An 18062-nucleotide genomic window follows, 5' to 3' on the forward strand; every position below is an offset into this window, starting at 1 on the left:
GACCCGCCCCACGCGGGTGTTCCCCAAACCGGGCTCCTTGAAGCCTTGACCCGTGGTTCTTGTCTTGGCCCGGCCTTCTGCTAGAGAGGACGGGCACTTGAACAACCAGTTTGCCCCGATTTTCCGGCCGGAAATATCGGGAGAGCTTGAAGGAAACGCCGGGGACGGACACGGCAAGGGCAGTGTCGAACAACCGGGTTAATGAGACCTCAACGACCGGCCTTTGGCGACAGAGGCGGCTTGCGACGCCTCATGAGAGCAGGACATGTCGGTGAAGAAAAAGCCCCTCGTCGTGGTGACGCGCAAGCTGCCGGATTCGATCGAGACGCGGATGCGCGAATTGTTCGACGCGCGGATCAATCTCGAGGACACGCCGATGTCCGCCGACCAGATCGCGGAAGCCGCACGCACCGCCGACGTGCTGGTTCCGACCGTCACCGACCATATCAGCGCCGACATCATCAACCAGCCCGACTGCAAGCTGCGGCTGATCGCCAATTTCGGCAACGGCGTCGATAATATCGACGTCGAGGCCGCGCATGCCCGCGGCATCACCGTCACCAACACGCCGAAGGTCCTGACCGAGGACACCGCCGACATGACCATGGCGCTGATCCTCGCCGTGCCCAGGCGGATGATCGAAGGCGCCTCGATTCTGACCGAAGGAAAGCCCTGGCCGGGCTGGTCGCCGACCTGGATGCTGGGCCACCGCATCGGCGGCAAGCGGCTCGGCATCATCGGCATGGGCCGCATCGGCCAGGCGGTGGCGCGCCGCGCCCGCGCCTTCGGCCTGCAGATCCACTATCACAACCGCCGTCCCGTCGCGCCGAAGATCGCCGAGGAGCTTGGCGCGACCTATTGGGAAAGCCTCGATCAGATGCTGGCGCGGATGGACATCATCTCGGTGAACTGTCCGCACACGCCGGCGACCTATCATTTGCTCTCGGCGCGGCGGCTGAAGCTGATCCGCAAAGACGCCTACATCGTCAACACCGCGCGCGGCGAGGTGACCGACGAGGACACGCTGATCAAGCTGATCGAAGGCGGCGAGATCGGCGGCGCCGGGCTCGACGTCTACGAGCACGAGCCCGCGGTCAATCCAAAGCTGGTGCGGCTCGCCAAGGCCGGAAAGGTGGCGCTGCTGCCGCATATGGGCTCGGCCACGATCGAAGGCCGCGTCGAGATGGGCGAGAAGGTGATCATCAACATCCGCACCTTCCTCGACGCTCACAAGCCGCCGGATCGCGTGCTGCCGAGCATGCTCTGAGGTTTCGGCCTCACGCGTCACACCCTCATCTCCTCACCATGAAGGTCTACTGTCTGCGCGTCTCGCGCTTGCGCCAGTCCGCGACGAAATCGATGAAGGCGCGCAGCGCGGGCGGCGTCTGGCGCCGACTCGGATAGTATAGAAACGGTCCGGGAAACGGCTCGCACCAGTCTTCCATCAGGCTGACCAGCGCGCCGGACTTCAGGGCTTCGCCGACATAACCGTCGAGGCTTGCCCAGATGCCCGCGCCGGCGAGCGCGGCCTGCATCGCAAGGTTCATGTTGGTCGAGATCAGCTTGGCCGGCGGATCGACCTTCACGATCTGGCCGGCCTTCTCGAACTCCCAATCGTGCATCACGCCGCTCGAATACCGGGCGCGGATGCAATCATGATCGAGCAGATCCTTCGGATGCTTCGGCTCGCCGCGGCGCGCGACATAATCGGGCGAGGCGACGACGACATAGTGCTGCGGACCGCTCAGCGGGATCGCCACCATGTCCTGCGCGAGATGCTCGCCATAGCGCACGCCGGCATCGTAGCCCCCGCTCACGATGTCGACGAAACCGCTTTCGGACACGACGTCGAGATCCACCTGCGGATGCGCGGCGAGAAACGGCCCGACCATCGGCGCCAGCACGAGATCGACGGCCGGGGGCGGCGCGTTGATGCGCAGACGGCCGGAGGCGACCTCGCGCAGGCCCCGCACCTCCGCCAGGGCATCGCCGACATCGCGCAGTGCAGGTGCCACCCGCGACAGCAGCAGCTCGCCCGCCTCGGTCAAGGCGACGCTGCGGGTGGTGCGGTTCATCAGGCGGACGCCGAGGCGCTCCTCGAGGTCGCGTAGGCGCTGGCTAAGGCTCGACACCGACACGCGAATTTCGACCGCCGCACGCCGGAAATTCCGGGTGCGGGCGACTGCCACGAAGACGTCGAGATCGCGCAGGTCAGGCTCGGTCATTGTTCGGTAATGTGAACAAGGCATTCCAGATTGTCCAGCTTATCGACGCAATGGACCAGGCGCATATCCACCCTCGTCACGCGGCGCAATCAGCCTGCCGCCTTTCGAGGAGAGCCATCATGGAACAGCACAAACTCGGTTCAACCGGCCCCAGCGTCTCTGCCCTTGGTCTCGGCTGCATGGCCATGTCGGACGCCTATGGCCCGGCCGATCGCGGCGAGAGCATCGCCACGGTCCATGCGGCCCTCGACGCCGGCATCACGCTGCTCGACACCGGCGATTTCTATGCCATGGGCCACAATGAAATGCTGATCCGCGATGCGCTGAAGGAAGTGGCGCGCGACAAGGTGCAGATCAGCGTCAAGTTCGGCGCGCTACGCGGCCCCGCCGGTGAATTCACCGGCATGGATTGCCGCCCTGCCGCGATCCGGAATTTCCTCGCTTATTCGCTGCAGCGGCTCGGCACCGACTATATCGACATCTACCGCCCGGCGCGGCTCGACCCCAACGTTCCCATCGAAGAGACCATCGGCGGCCTCGCCGATCTCGTGAAGGCCGGCTACATCAGGCATATCGGCCTGTCCGAGGTCGGCTCCGACACCATCCGCCGCGCGCATGCCGTGCATCCGATCGTCGATCTCCAGATCGAATATTCGCTGATCGAGCGCGGCATCGAGCGCGACATTCTCAAGACCTGCCGCGAGCTCGGCATTGGCATCACCGCCTATGGCGTCCTGGCGCGCGGCCTGATCAGCGGCCATTGGTCGAAGGACTCGGGCAGGGCGGGCAAGGACTACCGGCTGATGACGCCGCGCTTCCAGGGCGCAAATCTCGACGCCAATCTGGCGCTGGTGGAGTCCCTGCGTGCCATCGCCGGCGAAATCGGCGCAACGCCGGCGCAGGTCGCAATCGCCTGGGTGGCGGCGCAGGGCAAGGAGATCATCCCGCTCATGGGCGCGCGTACGCGCAATCGTCTCAGCGAAGCGCTCGGCGCGACGAAGGTGACGCTGACACAGACGCATCTCGCAGCATTGGCAAAGGCGTTTCCGCCCAACGTTGCCGCCGGCACGCGCTATGCCGCCGAGCAGATGGCCCATCTCGACAGCGAGAAGCCCGCCACGGCGTAACGGGGCAAATCAAGTGCGATGGGCGCTGAGGTCGGTGACCACGGGCCCGTCGCCATTGAGCGGGTTGGCCGGATCGCGCCCGTAGCGCAGCGTCTCGAAGCGCATCGCGCGCGCATCGATCATCAGGAGGCGGCCGACGAGGCCGTCGCCAAAGCCGACGATCTCGCGGATCGCCTCCATCGCCATCATCGATCCCAGCACGCCCGCCAGCGCACCCATGACGCCGGCTTCCGCGCAGGCAGGAACGGTACCCGGCGGCGGCGCCTCCGGAAACAGGCAGCGATAGGTCGGATTGAATTCGCCCTGCTCGTTGGTCTCGTGCGCGCGGATGGTGGTGAGCGAGCCATCGAAGGTGCCGAGCGCCGCCGTGATCAGCGGACGCTTCGCGAAGAAGCAGGCGTCCGAGACCAGATAGCGCGTCGAGAAATTATCGGAGCCGTCGAGCACGAGGTCGTAGTCGCCGATCAGGCTGAGCGCATTGTCCGCATTCAGCCAGGTGGCGTGTCCGACGAAGCGAACATGCGGATTGAGCGCCGCAATCCGCTCGGCCGCGCTCTCGACCTTGTGCCGGCCGATATCGGGCGTGGTGTGGATCACCTGGCGCTGCAGATTGGACAGCGACACCACGTCGTCATCGACCACGCCGAGCGTGCCGATACCGGCGGCGGCCAGATACATCAGCGCCGGCGCGCCTAGCCCGCCGGCACCGACCACCAGCGCGGAGGCCCGCTTCAGCGCCGCCTGGCCCGGTCCGCCGACGTCGCGCAGCACGATATGGCGGGCATAGCGTTCGAGTTCGTCCGGGCTCAGCATCGTCGTACGCCTCTCTTACCAAGCCGTCGCTTTCACTCCTCATGGTGAGGAGGCGCAAAGCGCCGTCTCGAACCATGCAGGCCCCGATCTCACCGCGGCCATCCTTCGAGCGGCCTTGAGGCCGCTCCTCAGGATCAGGACCTGAGTACGCGGCTCGACCTTAGGCCTGAACCAGCCCAACATTGTTCGCGACCAACGAGATGTGCTTGAATGGCATTGCGTTCAATGGGCTGGTTGGATTTGTCATGAGACCGATGCTTGCGGCAACCTTGATGTTTGCGGCTGCCACAGGCGCGCACGCCCAGATGACGACGCCGCAGATCCCCGGTACCAAGCCGAAGCCGGTCCAGACCGTGCCAATCCGGCCTCCGGCAACGCAGACGCCATCGGCGACGGCGGATGCTATGGCGCAGGCGGAGCGGCTGTCGCTGCAATCCGATCTCGCCTGGGTCGGCCAGTACAACGGCGCCATCACCGGCGACGTCAGCGCGCGCCTGGTCAACGCTATCAAGGAATACCAGAAGGCCAAGGGCGGCAAGCCGACCGGCGTGCTCAATCCGCAGGAGCGCGCGGCGCTGGCCGAGACGGCGCGAAAGAAGCAGGACGGCGTCGGCTGGAAGATCGTGACGGAGCCGACCAGCGGCGCCCGGCTCGGTATCCCCTCGAAACTGGTGCCGCAGCAGGCGAGCGACGCCAACGGCTCGAAATGGACCTCGCCGACCGGAACCGTGCAGGTGCAGCTCAGCCGCCGTAAGGAGGCGAACCCGACCGCGGCAAAACTCGCGGAGCTCGAGAAGGAGCCGTCCGGGCGCAAGGTCGACTACACCGTGGTGAAGCCCGATTTCTTCGTGCTCTCGGGCTTGCAGGGCCTGAAGAAGTTTTACGTCCGCGGCACCTTCAGAGGTGACGAGGTCCGCACCATGACGATCCTGTACGACCAGGCGACCGAGAACACGGTCGAGCCGGTCGTGATCGCGATGTCGAGCGCGTTCAACGCGTTTCCCTCCGGACCGCAAGCCGGGCCGCCGCCGCGCAAGACCGTCGAGTACGGCACCGGCCTCGTCGTCAGCGACGACGGCGCGATCGTCACCGACCGGCTCGTCACCGACAACTGCCTCGCCATCACGATCACCGGCTATGGCAGCGCCGAGCGCCTCGCCGAGGACAAGGAGCGCGGTCTTGCACTGCTGCATATCTACGGCGCGCGCGGCCTGAAGCCGCTCAGCCTTACTGGCGGCGCGGCCAAGACGAACGTGGATGTCGTCGGCATCGCCGATCCGCAGAGCCAGGGCGGCGCGGCCGGCGTGTCGAGCACCAAGACCGCGCTGGCGCCGGTCCCGAGCAGCGATTCCATGCTGTCCCCACCGCCGGCGGTCGGGTTATCCGGTGGTCCGGCGATCGATGGCGACGGCAAGTTCGCCGGCATTGCGCTGTTGAAGCCTGCGATGGTCGCGGGACCCGCGATATCGGTGCCGGCATCACAGGCGGTGATGGTGTCCGCGGAAACGGTGCGCGATTTCCTGAAGGCGAACGAGGTCGCAGCGAACGGCACGTCGACGGACGCCAAGGCCGCTGTCGTGCGCGTGATCTGCGTGCGGAAGTAAGCCCGCGATAGAACGACTCTCGTGTCCCCGAGGCGGCGCGGCACGGATGCAACCCATCAGCGAGGACCATGGTACGTACGACTACTGGTCCAGTAATGCTACGGATTCGCCGGCATTCCCGATTTCGCCATCATCGTTACTGTTGATTCGGACATCCGCGGTCCCCTTTGGATCGGGCAGGGCACGTCCTGAGCGAGAAGAGCTCAGCATCGAGAAGCGATGCACGTTCGCGTGGCGTTATCCCGAGACCCAAGCAATCCAAAGGATTCATCTTCCAATGCACACGATCGTACTGGCCACCCAAAAGGGTGGCAGCGGCAAGAGCACGCTCGCCATCGGGCTCGCGCTCGCGGCCAAGCAGGCCGGCTTCACCGTCCGCCTGATCGAGACCGACCCTCAGGGCACCCTGTCGAGCTGGCAGCGCCGCCGCGCCGCCGATGATCTCGTCGTCGAGCCGATCTATCACGCCGCCGACATCGAGCCGCGCCTGAAGATGCTGGCTAACAGCGGCCTGCAGCTTGCGATCATCGACACCGCCGCCGGCCTCAGCGCCGCGACCACCGCTGCGATCCGCCATTCCGATCTCTGCCTGATCCCGGCCCGCCCGAGCGTCGCCGACATCGAGGCGACCGTCTCGACGCTCAGCGTCGCACGCGCCTGGAAGCGGCCCTACAGCTTCGTGCTCAACCAGACGCCGATCCGCGGCCAGCGCATCGACAACGCCGCCAACACCCTCGCCGAGGAAGCGGCGCTCGATCTTTCGGACGTGCTCGCGCGCCCGCTGATCGTGATGCGTAACGACCACCAGGATTCGCTCGCGAACGGCCTTGCCGTGAGCGAATTCGCGCCGAACGGGAAGTCGGCGGACGAGATCCGCGGCCTCTGGCGCTGGATCGAAACCCGGCTCGAGCTCAGCGCCACGACCAATGTCCTGATCGATCAGGTGATGTCGCCTGCGGACGGCATGCTGCATGTCGCTGCCGATCTTTCGGCGGACGAGACCACGACACTGGCGTCCTGAGCGGGGCAATCGCTCTGACGGCAGTCGGCCCTTCACCATCCGGAAGGGCCCCAGCGACGAAGTAATCCGGCCATCAGCCCGGCCGGATTGCTTCGCTTCGCGGTTTTTGTCGACGCTCTATTTTCGCGTCGTAGCCCGGTTGGAGCGCAGCGCAATCCGGGAAGTCTCTCCGCGGTCACGCTGGACCCGGATTTCGCTGCGCTCCATCCGGGCTACGGGCTACGTCACTTCTGACACTTCTGACACCAGAAGGTGGACCGGCCATTCTGCGTGAACCGCTTCACCGTGCCACCGCAGCGCGGGGTCTTGCAGGTCTCGCCTTCGCGGTCGTAGACCTTGAACGAGTGCTGGAAATAGCCGAGCTCACCCGAGGTCTGGCGATGGTCGCGCAAGGACGAGCCGCCGGCCTTGATGGCGTCGTTCAGCACGGTGTGGATCGCACCTACCAATCGCTTCGCATGATCGGTCGGCTCGCCGCCGCCAACGCCCTTGCGACCCTTGGTCGCGAGCGTCGCCGCGATCCGGCGCGGCGACAGATGCGAGCGATGCAGGGCTTCGCAGACATAGATGTTGCCGAGCCCCGCCACCACGCGCTGGTCGAGCAGCGCGGCCTTCAGGCTGGTGGTCTTGCCTTCGCAGGACCGCGCCAGCATCGCGGCGTCGAACTCGTTGCCGAGCGGTTCGGGGCCGAGGTCGCGCAGCAGTGGCTCATCTTCGAGTGCGCTACGTGCGATCACTTTCATGTAACCGAAGCGGCGCGGGTCATTGAAGACGATGTCGGCGCCGGAGGACATCCGAAACAGCACATGGTCGTGCGTGGAGTCCTTACCCCTCGGATAGTGAAACTCGCCCGGAGCTGCCTCGTTGTCCGGCTTGATGACGCGGAACGAGCCCGACATGCCCAGATGCATCAAGAGCACATCGCCGGAGGCGAGATCGGCCATGAGATATTTTGCGCGGCGGCCGAGCCCCGTGACGACCTGCCCCTGGAGCCGGGCCACGAAATCCGGCTGGAACGGAAAGCGAAGGTCCGGCCGGCGGGCTTCCGCCACCAGGATTTTCGCACCCTCCATCACAGGCTGAAGGCCGCGGCGGACGGTCTCGACTTCGGGCAATTCAGGCATGGTCAGGCATTCACCTTATGAGGGCGGTGTGATAGCGCCATTGCGGCGGGCGCGCTATGGTTCGCCCAGTGGAGTAGAGTAATGGATCGGCCGGGCGAAACCACGCATTTTGGCTTCAGGGACGTCCCCCTGGGGGACAAGCAGACGCTGGTGAACGATGTGTTTCACAGCGTGGCGTCGCGCTATGATTTGATGAACGATTTGATGTCCGGTGGCCTGCACCGGGTCTGGAAGGACATCATGATCACCGCGCTCGACCCGCCCAGGAGCGACCGGCCGTTCGCGCTGCTCGACGTCGCAGGCGGCACCGGCGACATCTCGTTCCGCGCCGCCAAGGCCGCGGGCACCGGCTTCCATGCCACCGTCTGCGACATCAACACCGACATGCTGGCGGTGGGCCGCGAGCGCGCCGCGAAGCGCCATCTCGAAACCCGGGTCGATTTCGTCGAAGGCAATGCCGAAGCGCTCGCCTTCGCCGACCGCAGCTTCGATGCATATACGATCGCTTTCGGCATTCGCAACGTGCCCCGGATCGATCTGGCGCTGCGCGAGGCCCATCGCGTGCTGAGGCCCGGCAGCCGCTTCCTGTGCCTGGAATTCTCCACCGTCGAGATGCCCGGGCTCGACCGGATCTACGACTTGTTCTCGTTCAAGGTGATCCCGCCGCTCGGCCGCATGATCACGGGCGACGCCGAATCCTACCAATATCTCGTCGAGTCCATCCGCAAGTTTCCGAAACCCAACGCCTTCGCCGACATGATCCGCGACGCCGGCTTCGCCCGCGTCAGCTGGCAGACCCTGTCCGGCGGCATCGTCGCACTGCATTCGGGCTGGCGTTTGTGATCTCTGCCTTCACCCACATTGCGCGCCTGATCCGCGCCGCGTTCGTGTTTGCGCGCGAGGGCGTGTTCGGCTCGGTCGATCCGAGCCTGGTGCCGCCGCCGGGACAGCTCGCGCTGAAGCTGGCGCGCCTGGTCGAACGGCGTGGCGTCAAGCACGGCCCCCGGATATCGCGCGCGCTGACGCGGATGGGCCCCGCCTATCTCAAGCTCGGACAATTCCTGGCCACACGCCCCGACGTCGTCGGCGTGATCATGGCGCGCGACCTCGAAAGTCTCCAGGACCGCCTGCCGCCGTTTCCGCAGGACGAAGCCGAAGCCGCGATCGCGACCTCGCTGGAGCGGCCGCTGAAGGACGTGTTTGTGAGCTTCGGCCCTCCCGTCGCGGCGGCCTCGATCGCGCAGGTGCATCGCGGCGAGGTCTTGCACGCCGGCATCCGCAAGTCGGTTGCGGTCAAGGTGCTTCGGCCCAACGTCGCCACGCGCTTCCGTCGCGACCTCTCCGATTTCTTCTTTGTCGCGCACAAGGCCGAGGCTTATTCGGCCGAAGCGCGGCGCCTGCGCCTCATCGAGGTCATCAACACCATGTCGCGCTCGGTCGCGATGGAGATGGATCTGCGGCTGGAAGCTGCGGCGCTGTCGGAGATGGCGGAGAACACGCAGGGCGATCCTGATTTCCGCGTGCCGTCCGTGGACTGGGACCGCACCACGCACAACGTGCTGACGATGGAGTGGATCGACGGCATCGCGCTGAACGATCACAAGCGCCTGGCGGAATCGCAGGTCGACCTGCCCGATCTCGGCCGCAAGGTGATCCAGAGCTTCCTGCGGCACGCGCTGCGCGACGGCTTCTTCCACGCCGACATGCATCCGGGCAATCTGTTCCTGGATGACGCGGGGCGACTCGTCGCGGTCGATTTCGGCATCATGGGCCGGCTCGGCATGAAGGAGCGGCGCTTTCTCGCCGAAATCCTGCTCGGCTTCATCACCCGCGATTATCGCCGCGTTGCCGAGGTGCATTTCGAGGCGGGTTACGTGCCCGCGCATCACTCGGTCGAGAACTTCGCGCAGGCGATCCGCGCCATCGGCGAACCGATCCACAACCGCACGGCGGAAGAGATTTCGATGGCGCGGCTCTTGACGCTGCTGCTCGAGGTCACCGGCCTGTTCGACATGACCACGCGTCCCGAGTTGATCCTGCTCCAGAAGACCATGGTCGTGGTCGAAGGCGTGGCGCGCGGCTTCGATCCCAGGCTCGATATCTGGAAGGTCGCCGACCCCGTGGTACGCGAATGGATCGAGCGCAATCTCGGTCCTATCGGCCGGGTGCAAGGCGCGCTCGCCGGGACCGGAGACATCGCGCGCGTGCTGATGCGCATGCCCGAGATCGCCGAGCGGTCCGTGAAGGTGCTCGAGCAGCTCGAGACCATGACGCGGGAGGGCATCCGGCTGTCGCCGGAGAGCATCGCCGCGATGGGTCGCAGCGAGGGCCGTAAGAACCGCTGGCGCACCGTCGCGCTCTGGATCATCGCCGCGACCTTCATCGGGATCCTGATCGCCGTCCGGAATCTATGACTGCCAAAAGTTTGATTGCATTGCAATCAAGCGAATGATAGCATCGCTATCATTCCGTGCTGGAGGGCGTCATGGCAAGCCTGACCATCCGTAAGCTCGACGACGGCGTCAAAACCTATTTGCGGCTGCGCTCGGCCAAGAACCGCAGGTCGGTCGAGGAAGAGGTCCGGGTCATCCTGCGGGAGCTGATCGAGGGCCGCGAGGAGCCGCTGACGCCGTTTGCGGTACCGCCGGCACCGTCTTCCACCCCCACGCCCCAGCGCACCGGCGCGGTTCCTGAGGCAAGCGTCACCCTGATCATCGGCGGCGGCATCGCGGCCTATAAATCGCTCGACCTGATCCGAAGGCTGAAGGAGCGCCGCGTCGAGGTCCGCTGTGTCCTGACCAAGGCGGCCCAGCAATTCGTCACGCCGCTGGCAGTCAGCGCCCTCTCCCATGAGCGTGTCTATACCGACCTGTTCGACCCCCAGAGCGAGTTCGACGCCGGCCATATCCGCCTCGCGCGCGACTGCGACCTGGTCGTGGTGGCGCCCGCGACCGCCGACCTGATGGCCAAGATGGCGAACGGCCATGCCGACGATCTCGCCAGCGCGGTCCTGCTCGCGACCAACCGCAAGGTGCTGCTGGCGCCGGCAATGAACCCGCTGATGTGGACCAATGCGGCGACGCGCCGCAACGTCGCGCAGCTGCAGCGCGATGGCGTGGTGCTGATCGGACCCAATTCCGGCGAGATGGCGGAAGCGGGCGAGGCCGGTACCGGCCGCATGTCGGAAGCCATCGAGATCGCTGCGGCTGCCGAGCGTCTGCTGCGGCCGCCGGTGCCGAAGCCACTTGCCGGCAAGCGCGTGCTGATCACCGCAGGTCCCACCCACGAGCCGATCGATCCGGTGCGCTACATCGCCAACCGCTCCTCCGGCAAGCAGGGCTTTGCCATTGCCGCCGCCGCACAAGCCGCCGGCGCCGAGGTGATCCTGGTGAGCGGTCCGGTCGACCTCGGCGATCCCCAGGGCGTGACGGTGAAGCATGTGGAATCGGCGCGGCAGATGCTCGAGCAGGTGCAGGCCGCGCTCCCCGCCGACATCGCGATCTTTGCCGCCGCCGTCGCCGACTGGCGCGTCGCCAACGAAGGCGAGCAGAAGCTGAAGAAGACCGCAGCCGGCATGCCGCCGCTTCAGCTCATCGAGAACCCCGACATCCTCGCCACGATCTCGAAGCTGACCGACAAGCGTCCGCCGCTGGTGATCGGCTTTGCCGCCGAGACCGAGCACCTCATCGACAACGCCAAGTCAAAACTCGCCCGCAAGGGCTGCGACTGGATCGTCGCCAACGACGTCTCGCCCGCCACCGGCGTGATGGGCGGCGACCGCAACACCGTGCATCTGATCAGTCGCAAGAATGGTGGGAAGGACGGCGAGATTGCAGTTGATTCCTGGCCGGTGATGACCAAGGAACAGGTCGCCATCGAACTGGTCGCGCATGTCGCACGGAGCGTGACCGACAAATCCCTGGAGCCGGCATCTTGAGCACGAAGGTCACTGTCGAACTACAACGCCTGGCCCATGCGGAAGGCCTGCCAATGCCGGCCTATCAAACCACCGAGGCTGCCGGCCTCGACCTGATGGCGGCGGTGCCGGACAGCGAGCCGATGACGCTCGCGCCCGGCCAATATGCGCTGGTGCCGACGGGCCTTGCGATCGCATTGCCGGCCGGGCACGAGGCGCAGGTGCGGCCGCGCTCGGGGCTTGCCGCCAAGCACGGCGTCACCGTGCTGAACTCGCCGGGCACGATCGACGCGGATTATCGCGGCGAGATCAAGGTGATCCTGATCAACCATGGCGCGGCGCCGTTCGTGATCAAGCGCGGCGAGCGCATCGCCCAGATGGTGATCGCGCCCGTGGTGCAGGCCGCGCTGGTTCCGGTGGCCACATTGTCGGCCACCGATCGCGGCGCCGGCGGCTTCGGCTCGACCGGCCGCTAAGTCGTGGTGGGTTGAAGTCGAACAGAGTCCGATCATCGCGGCGCTCTCTCCGTTCCCTCCCCCCTTGTGGGGGAGGGGCAGGGAGGGGGGTCCACACGGGGACTCTTTCAATCGCGCACCGTTCCCCTTTGCGGAGCGCCCGTGATGTCTCATCTCATGCGCTAACGCACGGCAGTTCCAGCCGAATCATCCGAAGATTTACGTGTGTTGGAACCCTTCACCCTGCATTTTTTTGGGGCCGCCTTTGCGTTCACGATCTGGACTCTTACCGGCGGAGTCACGGTGGGGGTATTGTCGTTTGATTCGCGCGCGACGGGGGTCGCCGCGCGTAAATTCGTGCGGTCTTGGGGCAACTATGTCAGGCGTGATCGTGTCGATGCGTCGGACGCTGCTGTCGTGCACATCGCTCGTGCGCAACGGCTTGTTGGGAGGCGCTCTTGCAGCGCTGCTGCCGGCTGCGCCGGCCGAGGCGGCCGACCTCATCGACACCCTCTCCATCATGCTGGATTTCAACCGGCAGGAACTCGCGGTGCTCGCCACCGCGCTGGCCTTGCTCGGCTTCTCGGTGGTGGCTGCGATTCTCTTGATGCGCACGCGCGTGCGCACCGCGAAGAACGAGGCGCGGCTGCGCGCCCGAATCGGGGAACTCCAGCTCCAGGCCGACCGCTTCGGCGCGTTGCTGTTCGCCGAGCCGCAGATCCTGATCTCCTGGCCGGCCGGCGACAATCGCGCGCAGATCTCCGGCGACATCTCCCTTGTGCTGCCGCGCGATTCCTCGCCGCAACGCGTGCTCGCATTCGGAACCTGGCTGCCGCCCGAGCCCGCGCTCCAGATGGATCATGCCGTCGATGCGCTGCGTGACCGCGGCGACGGGTTCCAGCTGACACTGACGACCGCGCATGGCCACACGCTCGAGGCCATCGGCCGCGCCATCGGCGGCCAGGCCATTGTCCGGATTCGCGAACTCTCGGGGCTCCGCCGCGATCTGGCCGAGACCCATCTGCGCTACACCGCGCTCTCCGACGAGACCGAGATGCTGCGCGGCTTTGCCGCCAACGCACCCTGGCCGATCTGGGCCAAGGGCGAGAACGGCGCGCTGACCTACGCCAACCCGGCCTATGTCCGTGCCACCGAGGCGAACAACGTCACCGACGCGCAGGAGCGCAAGCTGGAGCTGCTCGACAGCGCCGACCGCACCGCGATGGAACGGGGACTGAAGGACACCGCCAATTTCAACGCGCGACTGCCGATCGTGATCAGCGGCGAGCGCCGCATCTACGACGTGCGCGCGGTCAATGTCGGCAGCGGCAGCGTCGGCGTCGCCATCGATGCCAGCGAGGCGGATGCGCTCAGCTCGGCGCTGGTGCGGATGGCGGAGGCGCATCGCCGCACGCTCGACCAGCTCTCCTCCGGCGTGGCCGTGTTCGACGGTCAGCGCCGGCTCGCCTTCTACAACGATTCCTACCGCCGGCTGTGGGACCTCGACCGCACCTTCCTCGACGCCGATCCCGATGATTCCAGCGTGCTCGACCAGCTCCGCGCCGCGCGCAAGCTGCCGGAGCAGCCGGACTTCCGTGCCTGGAAGTCCAAGCTGCACGAGGCCTACCGCGCGGTCGAGACCACCAAGGACACCTGGTACCTGCCCGACGGCCGCGCGCTCTCGGTCGTCACCACGCCGAACCCGGAAGGCGGCGTCACCTATCTGTTCGACGATGTCACCGAGAGCCTCGAGCTCGCCCGCCGCTTCGACGGCATGATCCGTGTCCAGCGCGAGACGCTGGACAGCCTCGCCGAGGGCGTCGCCGTGTTCGGCAGCAACGGCAAGGCGCAGCTGTTCAACCCGGCCTTCGTCCGAATGTGGAAGCTGTCGAGCGACGCCATGCGCGACGAGCCGCATATCCAGACGGTGGAAGGCTGGTGCCATCAGCTGTTCGACGACCCCGCGGTCTGGCGCCAGATCCGCGAGGCCGTCACCTCGATCGAAAGCCGCGCCGACGTGCCGCTGAAGCTGGAGCGCAAGGACGGCAGCGTGCTCGACGGCATGATCCGCCCGCTGCATGACGGCGCGACCATGCTGACGTTCCAGGACATCACCGACACGGAGAACGTCGAGCGCGCGCTGCGCGAGCGCAACGAGGCGCTGGAAGCCGCTGACCAGATGAAGGTGGATTTCGTCCACCACGTCTCCTACGAGCTGCGCTCGCCGCTCACCACCATCATCGGCTTCGCGCATTTCCTCAGCGATCCCTCGACCGGGCCGCTGACGCCGAAACAGGCCGAATATCTCGACTACGTCACCAAATCGACCAACGCGCTGCTGGCGCTGACCAACAACATCCTCGATCTCGCTACCATCGACGCCGGCGCCATGAAGCTGGAACTCGGCCCGGTCGACGTCAGCAAGACCATCGAACTCGCGGCCGAAGGCATCCAGGACCGGCTCGCCACCGACCGCATCCGCCTCAAGGTCGAGATCGCACCCGACGTCGGCAGCTTCGTCGGCGACGAGAAGCGCGTGGTGCAGGTGCTCTATAACCTCCTCGCCAACGCCGTCGGGTTTTCTCCACAGGATTCCACCGTCGGCATCAGCGCGCGGCGCACCGAACGCAGCGTGGTCTTCACTGTGACAGATTCCGGGCCTGGAATACCTGCCGACATGAAGGACAAGGTGTTCAACTGGTTCGAAAGCCGCTCGCAGGGCTCGCGTCACCGCGGCGCCGGGCTCGGCCTGTCGCTGGTGCGCTCCTTCGTCGAGCTGCATGGCGGCAAGGTGCGGGTGGATTCGATCGTCGGCCGGGGCACGGTCGTGATCTGTGACTTCCCGACCGACCAGGCGGCGCATCGCGACGCCGCCGAATGACAGAACCCACCAAACTCTCCGTCGCGCTTCACAACCAGACGGCCACCGCACAATTGATGGCCGACCTCGCGCTGCTGGTTGGCCCCGGCGATGTCATCACGCTGACCGGCGATCTCGGCGCCGGCAAGACCGCGGCGGCGCGCAGCCTGATCCGCTACCTCGCCGGCGACGAGGAGCTGGAGGTACCGAGCCCGACCTTCACGCTGGTGCAGGGCTACGAGCTGCCGCCGTTTCCGGCGATGCACGCCGATCTCTATCGCGTCGAGGACGAGAGCGAGCTCGAGGAGATCGGGCTGTCGCCGCTGCCCGATGCAACGCTCGTCCTGATCGAATGGCCGGAGCGGGCGCCGTCGGCGATGCCACAGGATCGCATCGACATCGCGCTGACGCATCGGCCGGCGCTGGGCTCGAATGCGCGCGCCGCCGACATCACCGGTTACGGCAAGGGGGCCGCCACTGTCGCGCGGCTGCAGGCACTGCGCGAATTCCTCGATGGGTCCGGCTATCTCGAGGCGACGCGTCGGCGCATGGCCGGCGATGCCTCGACCCGCTCCTATGCGCGACTCTTGCGCGGCGAGGAGATCGTCATCCTCATGAACTTTCCGCAGCGCCCTGATGGTGCTGCTACGTACAACGGAAAATCCTACAGCGCTGCGGTGCATCTCGCCGAGAACGTCAAGCCGTTCGTCGCGATCGACGAAGGCCTGCGTGCGCAGGGCATCTCGGCGCCCGCGATCCACCATTCCGACCTCGACCATGGCTTCCTGATCACCGAGGATTTCGGCAGCGAAGGCGTGATCGAAGGCGACCCGCCACGCCCGATTGCCGAGCGCTACGAGGCCGCGGTCGATGTGCTGGCCACGCTGCACGGCAAGTCGCTGCCGGAAACGCTGCCACTGGGCAGACAGACCTACGCCATCCCCCTCTTCGATGCCGAGGCGCTGCTGATCGAGATCGGCTTGATGCCGGAATGGTACCTGCCCGATCGCAACGCGCCGCTGAGCGAGGCGGCGCGCGGAGAGTTTTTCGCGATGTGGCGCGAGCTGCTGAAGAAACCGCTCGCCGCGCCGAGGACGTGGATCATCCGCGACTATCACTCGCCCAATCTGATCTGGCTTGGGGATCGCGCCGGCATCGCGCGCGTCGGCGTGATCGATTTCCAGGACTCGGTGCTCGGTCCGCCATCCTACGACGTGGTCTCGCTGCTCCAGGACGCCCGCATCGACGTCCCTGAAAACATCGAGCTGACGCTGCTGTCGCGTTACATCAAGACGCGGCGCGCGAGTGATGCAAGCTTCGATGCTGCCGGCTTCGCCGAGCTCTACGCGATCATGTCGGCGCAGCGGAACACGCGGCTGCTCGGCACCTTCGCCCGCCTCAACCGCCGCGATGGTAAGCCGCATTATTTGCGTCACCAGCCGCGGATCTGGACCTATCTCCAGCGCTCGCTGGCACATCCCGCGCTGAGCTCTTTGCGCGACTGGTATCTCGCCAACGTCCCGCTGCCCCAAAGTCCGCCAAAGGCCTGATTCGGGGCCCGATTTACCAGCTGTTAGCCAAGACGCCGGTATTCTGGCGGCGAGGCAGCCGGATCATTACGGGCTGGAGCGGTCAGATGGCGGTAAAGACGGACCAGCGCGGCAACAGCCGGGTTGTCTTCGAGCGCGGGATCTCGGCCCAGATGATGGGGATCGACGGCACCTGGCGGCGCGACTGCACCATGGAGGACGTCTCCGAGACCGGCGCCAAGCTGACCATCGACGGCTCGGTGGAGGGCCTCCATCTGAAGGAGTTCTTTCTGCTGCTGTCGTCCACCGGACTTGCGTACCGGCGCTGCGAGCTGGCCTGGGTCAATGGCGACCAGATCGGGGTCAATTTCCTGAAAGTCGGCGACAAGAAGAAAAAAGCGCGTTCCACAGCCGTCGGGGCATGATGGCAACACCCGTCGTACAACCGTCACGGCGGGTGGTTAAGGCGGTTGAGATGCGGTGCGGCTGATCGAACCTCGTGTTAGGATTGCTGCGAACGCGAAAGGTCTGAGAAAGCGAAGGATGTCCGTCAAACCGACCAAAGCCATGGTGCTCGCCGCAGGGTTTGGCCTGCGCATGCGTCCCCTGACGGACAAGATGCCGAAGCCGATGGTGCCGGTGGCCGGCCAGCCACTGCTCGACCACGTGCTCGACAAGCTCGGCCAGGCGGGCGTGCCCGAGGCCGTGGTCAACGTGCATTACCTGCCGGACCAGATCATCGATCACGTCGCATCGCGCCAGCTTCCGCGCGTGACGATTTCTGACGAGCGCGACCAGGTGCTCGGCACCGGCGGCGGCGTGGTCAAGGCGCTGCCGTTGCTCGGCGACGCACCGTTCTTCCACGTCAATTCCGACACGCTGTGGATCGACGGCGTGCGCTCCAATTTGACGCGGCTTGCCGAAAATTTCGATCCCGCGCGCATGGACATCCTGCTGCTGATGGCGCCGACCGCGACCAGCATCGGCTACGGCGGTCGCGGCGATTACGGCATGCTGCCCGACGGCGCCTTGCGCAAGCGCAAGGAAAAGGAAGTCGTTCCGTTCGTCTATGCCGGCGCCGCGATCCTGTCGCCGTCGATCTTCGAAGGCGCGCCGCAGGGCGAGTTCTCGCTGACGAAAATGTTCGACCGCGCCAACGAGCAGGAGCGGCTGTTCGGCCTCCGCCTCGACGGCGTCTGGATGCATGTCGGCACGCCCGACGCCGTGCACGCCGCGGAAGAGGCATTTCTGGAGAGCGTGGCGTAGGGCCAACCTCAAAGACGGTGCCGTAGGGTGGGCAAAGCGAAGCGTGCCCACGGATTCAAGCGGTGAAAGTCGGTGAGAGACGCGTGGGCACGGCGCTGTCGCGCCTTTGCCCACCCTACGGC

15 protein-coding genes are annotated in these 18062 nt (G+C 66.0%); 12 read left to right on the top strand and 3 right to left on the bottom strand.

Features of this window, described 5'->3' with window-relative positions:
- The first annotated feature begins 265 nt into the window (after window positions 1-265).
- A complete protein-coding gene (locus CV770_RS32065) occupies window positions 266-1267 on the top strand; it encodes a 2-hydroxyacid dehydrogenase (RefSeq protein WP_091962243.1) in 1002 nt (333 codons plus the stop codon).
- Between the two features lie 46 nt (window positions 1268-1313).
- Here the strand turns inward: CV770_RS32065 and CV770_RS32070 are convergent, their stop codons facing one another.
- Window positions 1314-2225 (bottom strand): LysR family transcriptional regulator, encoded by a 912-nt coding sequence (locus CV770_RS32070; protein ID WP_091962247.1) that lies wholly within the window; start codon window positions 2223-2225, stop codon window positions 1314-1316.
- Window positions 2226-2344: 119 nt separating this feature from the next.
- Here CV770_RS32070 and CV770_RS32075 point away from each other — a divergent pair, with 119 nt between their 5' ends.
- Complete coding sequence (locus CV770_RS32075) at window positions 2345-3352, top strand: aldo/keto reductase (RefSeq protein WP_104465196.1); 1008 nt, start codon at window positions 2345-2347, stop codon at window positions 3350-3352.
- Window positions 3353-3361: 9 nt separating this feature from the next.
- Here CV770_RS32075 and CV770_RS32080 read toward each other — a convergent pair whose 3' ends face one another.
- On the bottom strand, window positions 3362-4165 hold the full coding sequence (locus CV770_RS32080) for a HesA/MoeB/ThiF family protein (protein ID WP_104465197.1): 804 nt from the start codon (window positions 4163-4165) through the stop codon (window positions 3362-3364).
- Between the two features lie 245 nt (window positions 4166-4410).
- Here CV770_RS32080 and CV770_RS32085 point away from each other — a divergent pair, with 245 nt between their 5' ends.
- Window positions 4411-5769, top strand: a complete 1359-nt coding sequence (locus CV770_RS32085; protein ID WP_201760132.1) for a peptidoglycan-binding protein — start codon at window positions 4411-4413, stop codon at window positions 5767-5769.
- Between the two features lie 277 nt (window positions 5770-6046).
- Complete coding sequence (locus CV770_RS32090) at window positions 6047-6790, top strand: nucleotide-binding protein (RefSeq protein WP_104465199.1); 744 nt, start codon at window positions 6047-6049, stop codon at window positions 6788-6790.
- Between the two features lie 224 nt (window positions 6791-7014).
- Here the strand turns inward: CV770_RS32090 and mutM are convergent, their stop codons facing one another.
- Complete coding sequence (gene mutM / locus CV770_RS32095) at window positions 7015-7914, bottom strand: bifunctional DNA-formamidopyrimidine glycosylase/DNA-(apurinic or apyrimidinic site) lyase (RefSeq protein WP_104465200.1); 900 nt, start codon at window positions 7912-7914, stop codon at window positions 7015-7017.
- 81 nt (window positions 7915-7995) lie between these two features.
- On the opposite strand from mutM, the gene ubiE reads away from it, so the two are divergent.
- The 8 genes from ubiE to CV770_RS32135 all read left to right on the top strand — a co-directional run bounded on the left by ubiE (window position 7996) and on the right by CV770_RS32135 (window position 17940).
- Window positions 7996-8757, top strand: coding sequence for a bifunctional demethylmenaquinone methyltransferase/2-methoxy-6-polyprenyl-1,4-benzoquinol methylase UbiE (ubiE, locus tag CV770_RS32100; protein ID WP_104465201.1), 762 nt, complete (start codon window positions 7996-7998; stop codon window positions 8755-8757).
- Window positions 8754-10328, top strand: a complete 1575-nt coding sequence (gene ubiB, locus CV770_RS32105; protein ID WP_091962268.1) for a 2-polyprenylphenol 6-hydroxylase — start codon at window positions 8754-8756, stop codon at window positions 10326-10328. The genes ubiE and ubiB overlap by 4 nt, the downstream gene beginning before the upstream one ends.
- Before the next feature lie 71 nt (window positions 10329-10399).
- Entirely contained in the window at window positions 10400-11851 is a 1452-nt protein-coding gene (gene coaBC, locus CV770_RS32110; RefSeq protein WP_104465209.1) for a bifunctional phosphopantothenoylcysteine decarboxylase/phosphopantothenate--cysteine ligase CoaBC, read from the top strand.
- Window positions 11848-12306 (top strand): dUTP diphosphatase, encoded by a 459-nt coding sequence (dut, locus tag CV770_RS32115; RefSeq protein WP_104465202.1) that lies wholly within the window; start codon window positions 11848-11850, stop codon window positions 12304-12306. The genes coaBC and dut overlap by 4 nt, the downstream gene beginning before the upstream one ends.
- 355 nt (window positions 12307-12661) lie before the next feature.
- Window positions 12662-15166: a sensor histidine kinase gene (locus CV770_RS32120; RefSeq protein WP_104465203.1), complete on the top strand. Its 2505-nt coding sequence runs from the start codon at window positions 12662-12664 to the stop codon at window positions 15164-15166.
- Window positions 15163-16695 carry a tRNA (adenosine(37)-N6)-threonylcarbamoyltransferase complex ATPase subunit type 1 TsaE gene (tsaE, locus tag CV770_RS32125; RefSeq protein WP_104465204.1) on the top strand — a complete coding sequence of 511 codons (1533 nt, stop codon included), beginning with the start codon at window positions 15163-15165 and terminating at the stop codon, window positions 16693-16695. Before CV770_RS32120 ends, tsaE begins: the two co-directional genes overlap by 4 nt.
- 86 nt (window positions 16696-16781) lie before the next feature.
- Window positions 16782-17099: a PilZ domain-containing protein gene (locus tag CV770_RS32130; protein ID WP_091962288.1), complete on the top strand. Its 318-nt coding sequence runs from the start codon at window positions 16782-16784 to the stop codon at window positions 17097-17099.
- Between the two features lie 118 nt (window positions 17100-17217).
- On the top strand, window positions 17218-17940 hold the full coding sequence (locus CV770_RS32135; protein WP_104465205.1) for a nucleotidyltransferase family protein: 723 nt from the start codon (window positions 17218-17220) through the stop codon (window positions 17938-17940).
- The last annotated feature ends 122 nt before the right edge of the window (window positions 17941-18062 follow it).

This window comes from Bradyrhizobium sp. AC87j1, assembly GCF_002936975.1.
Lineage (GTDB): Bacteria > Pseudomonadota > Alphaproteobacteria > Rhizobiales > Xanthobacteraceae > Bradyrhizobium > Bradyrhizobium shewense.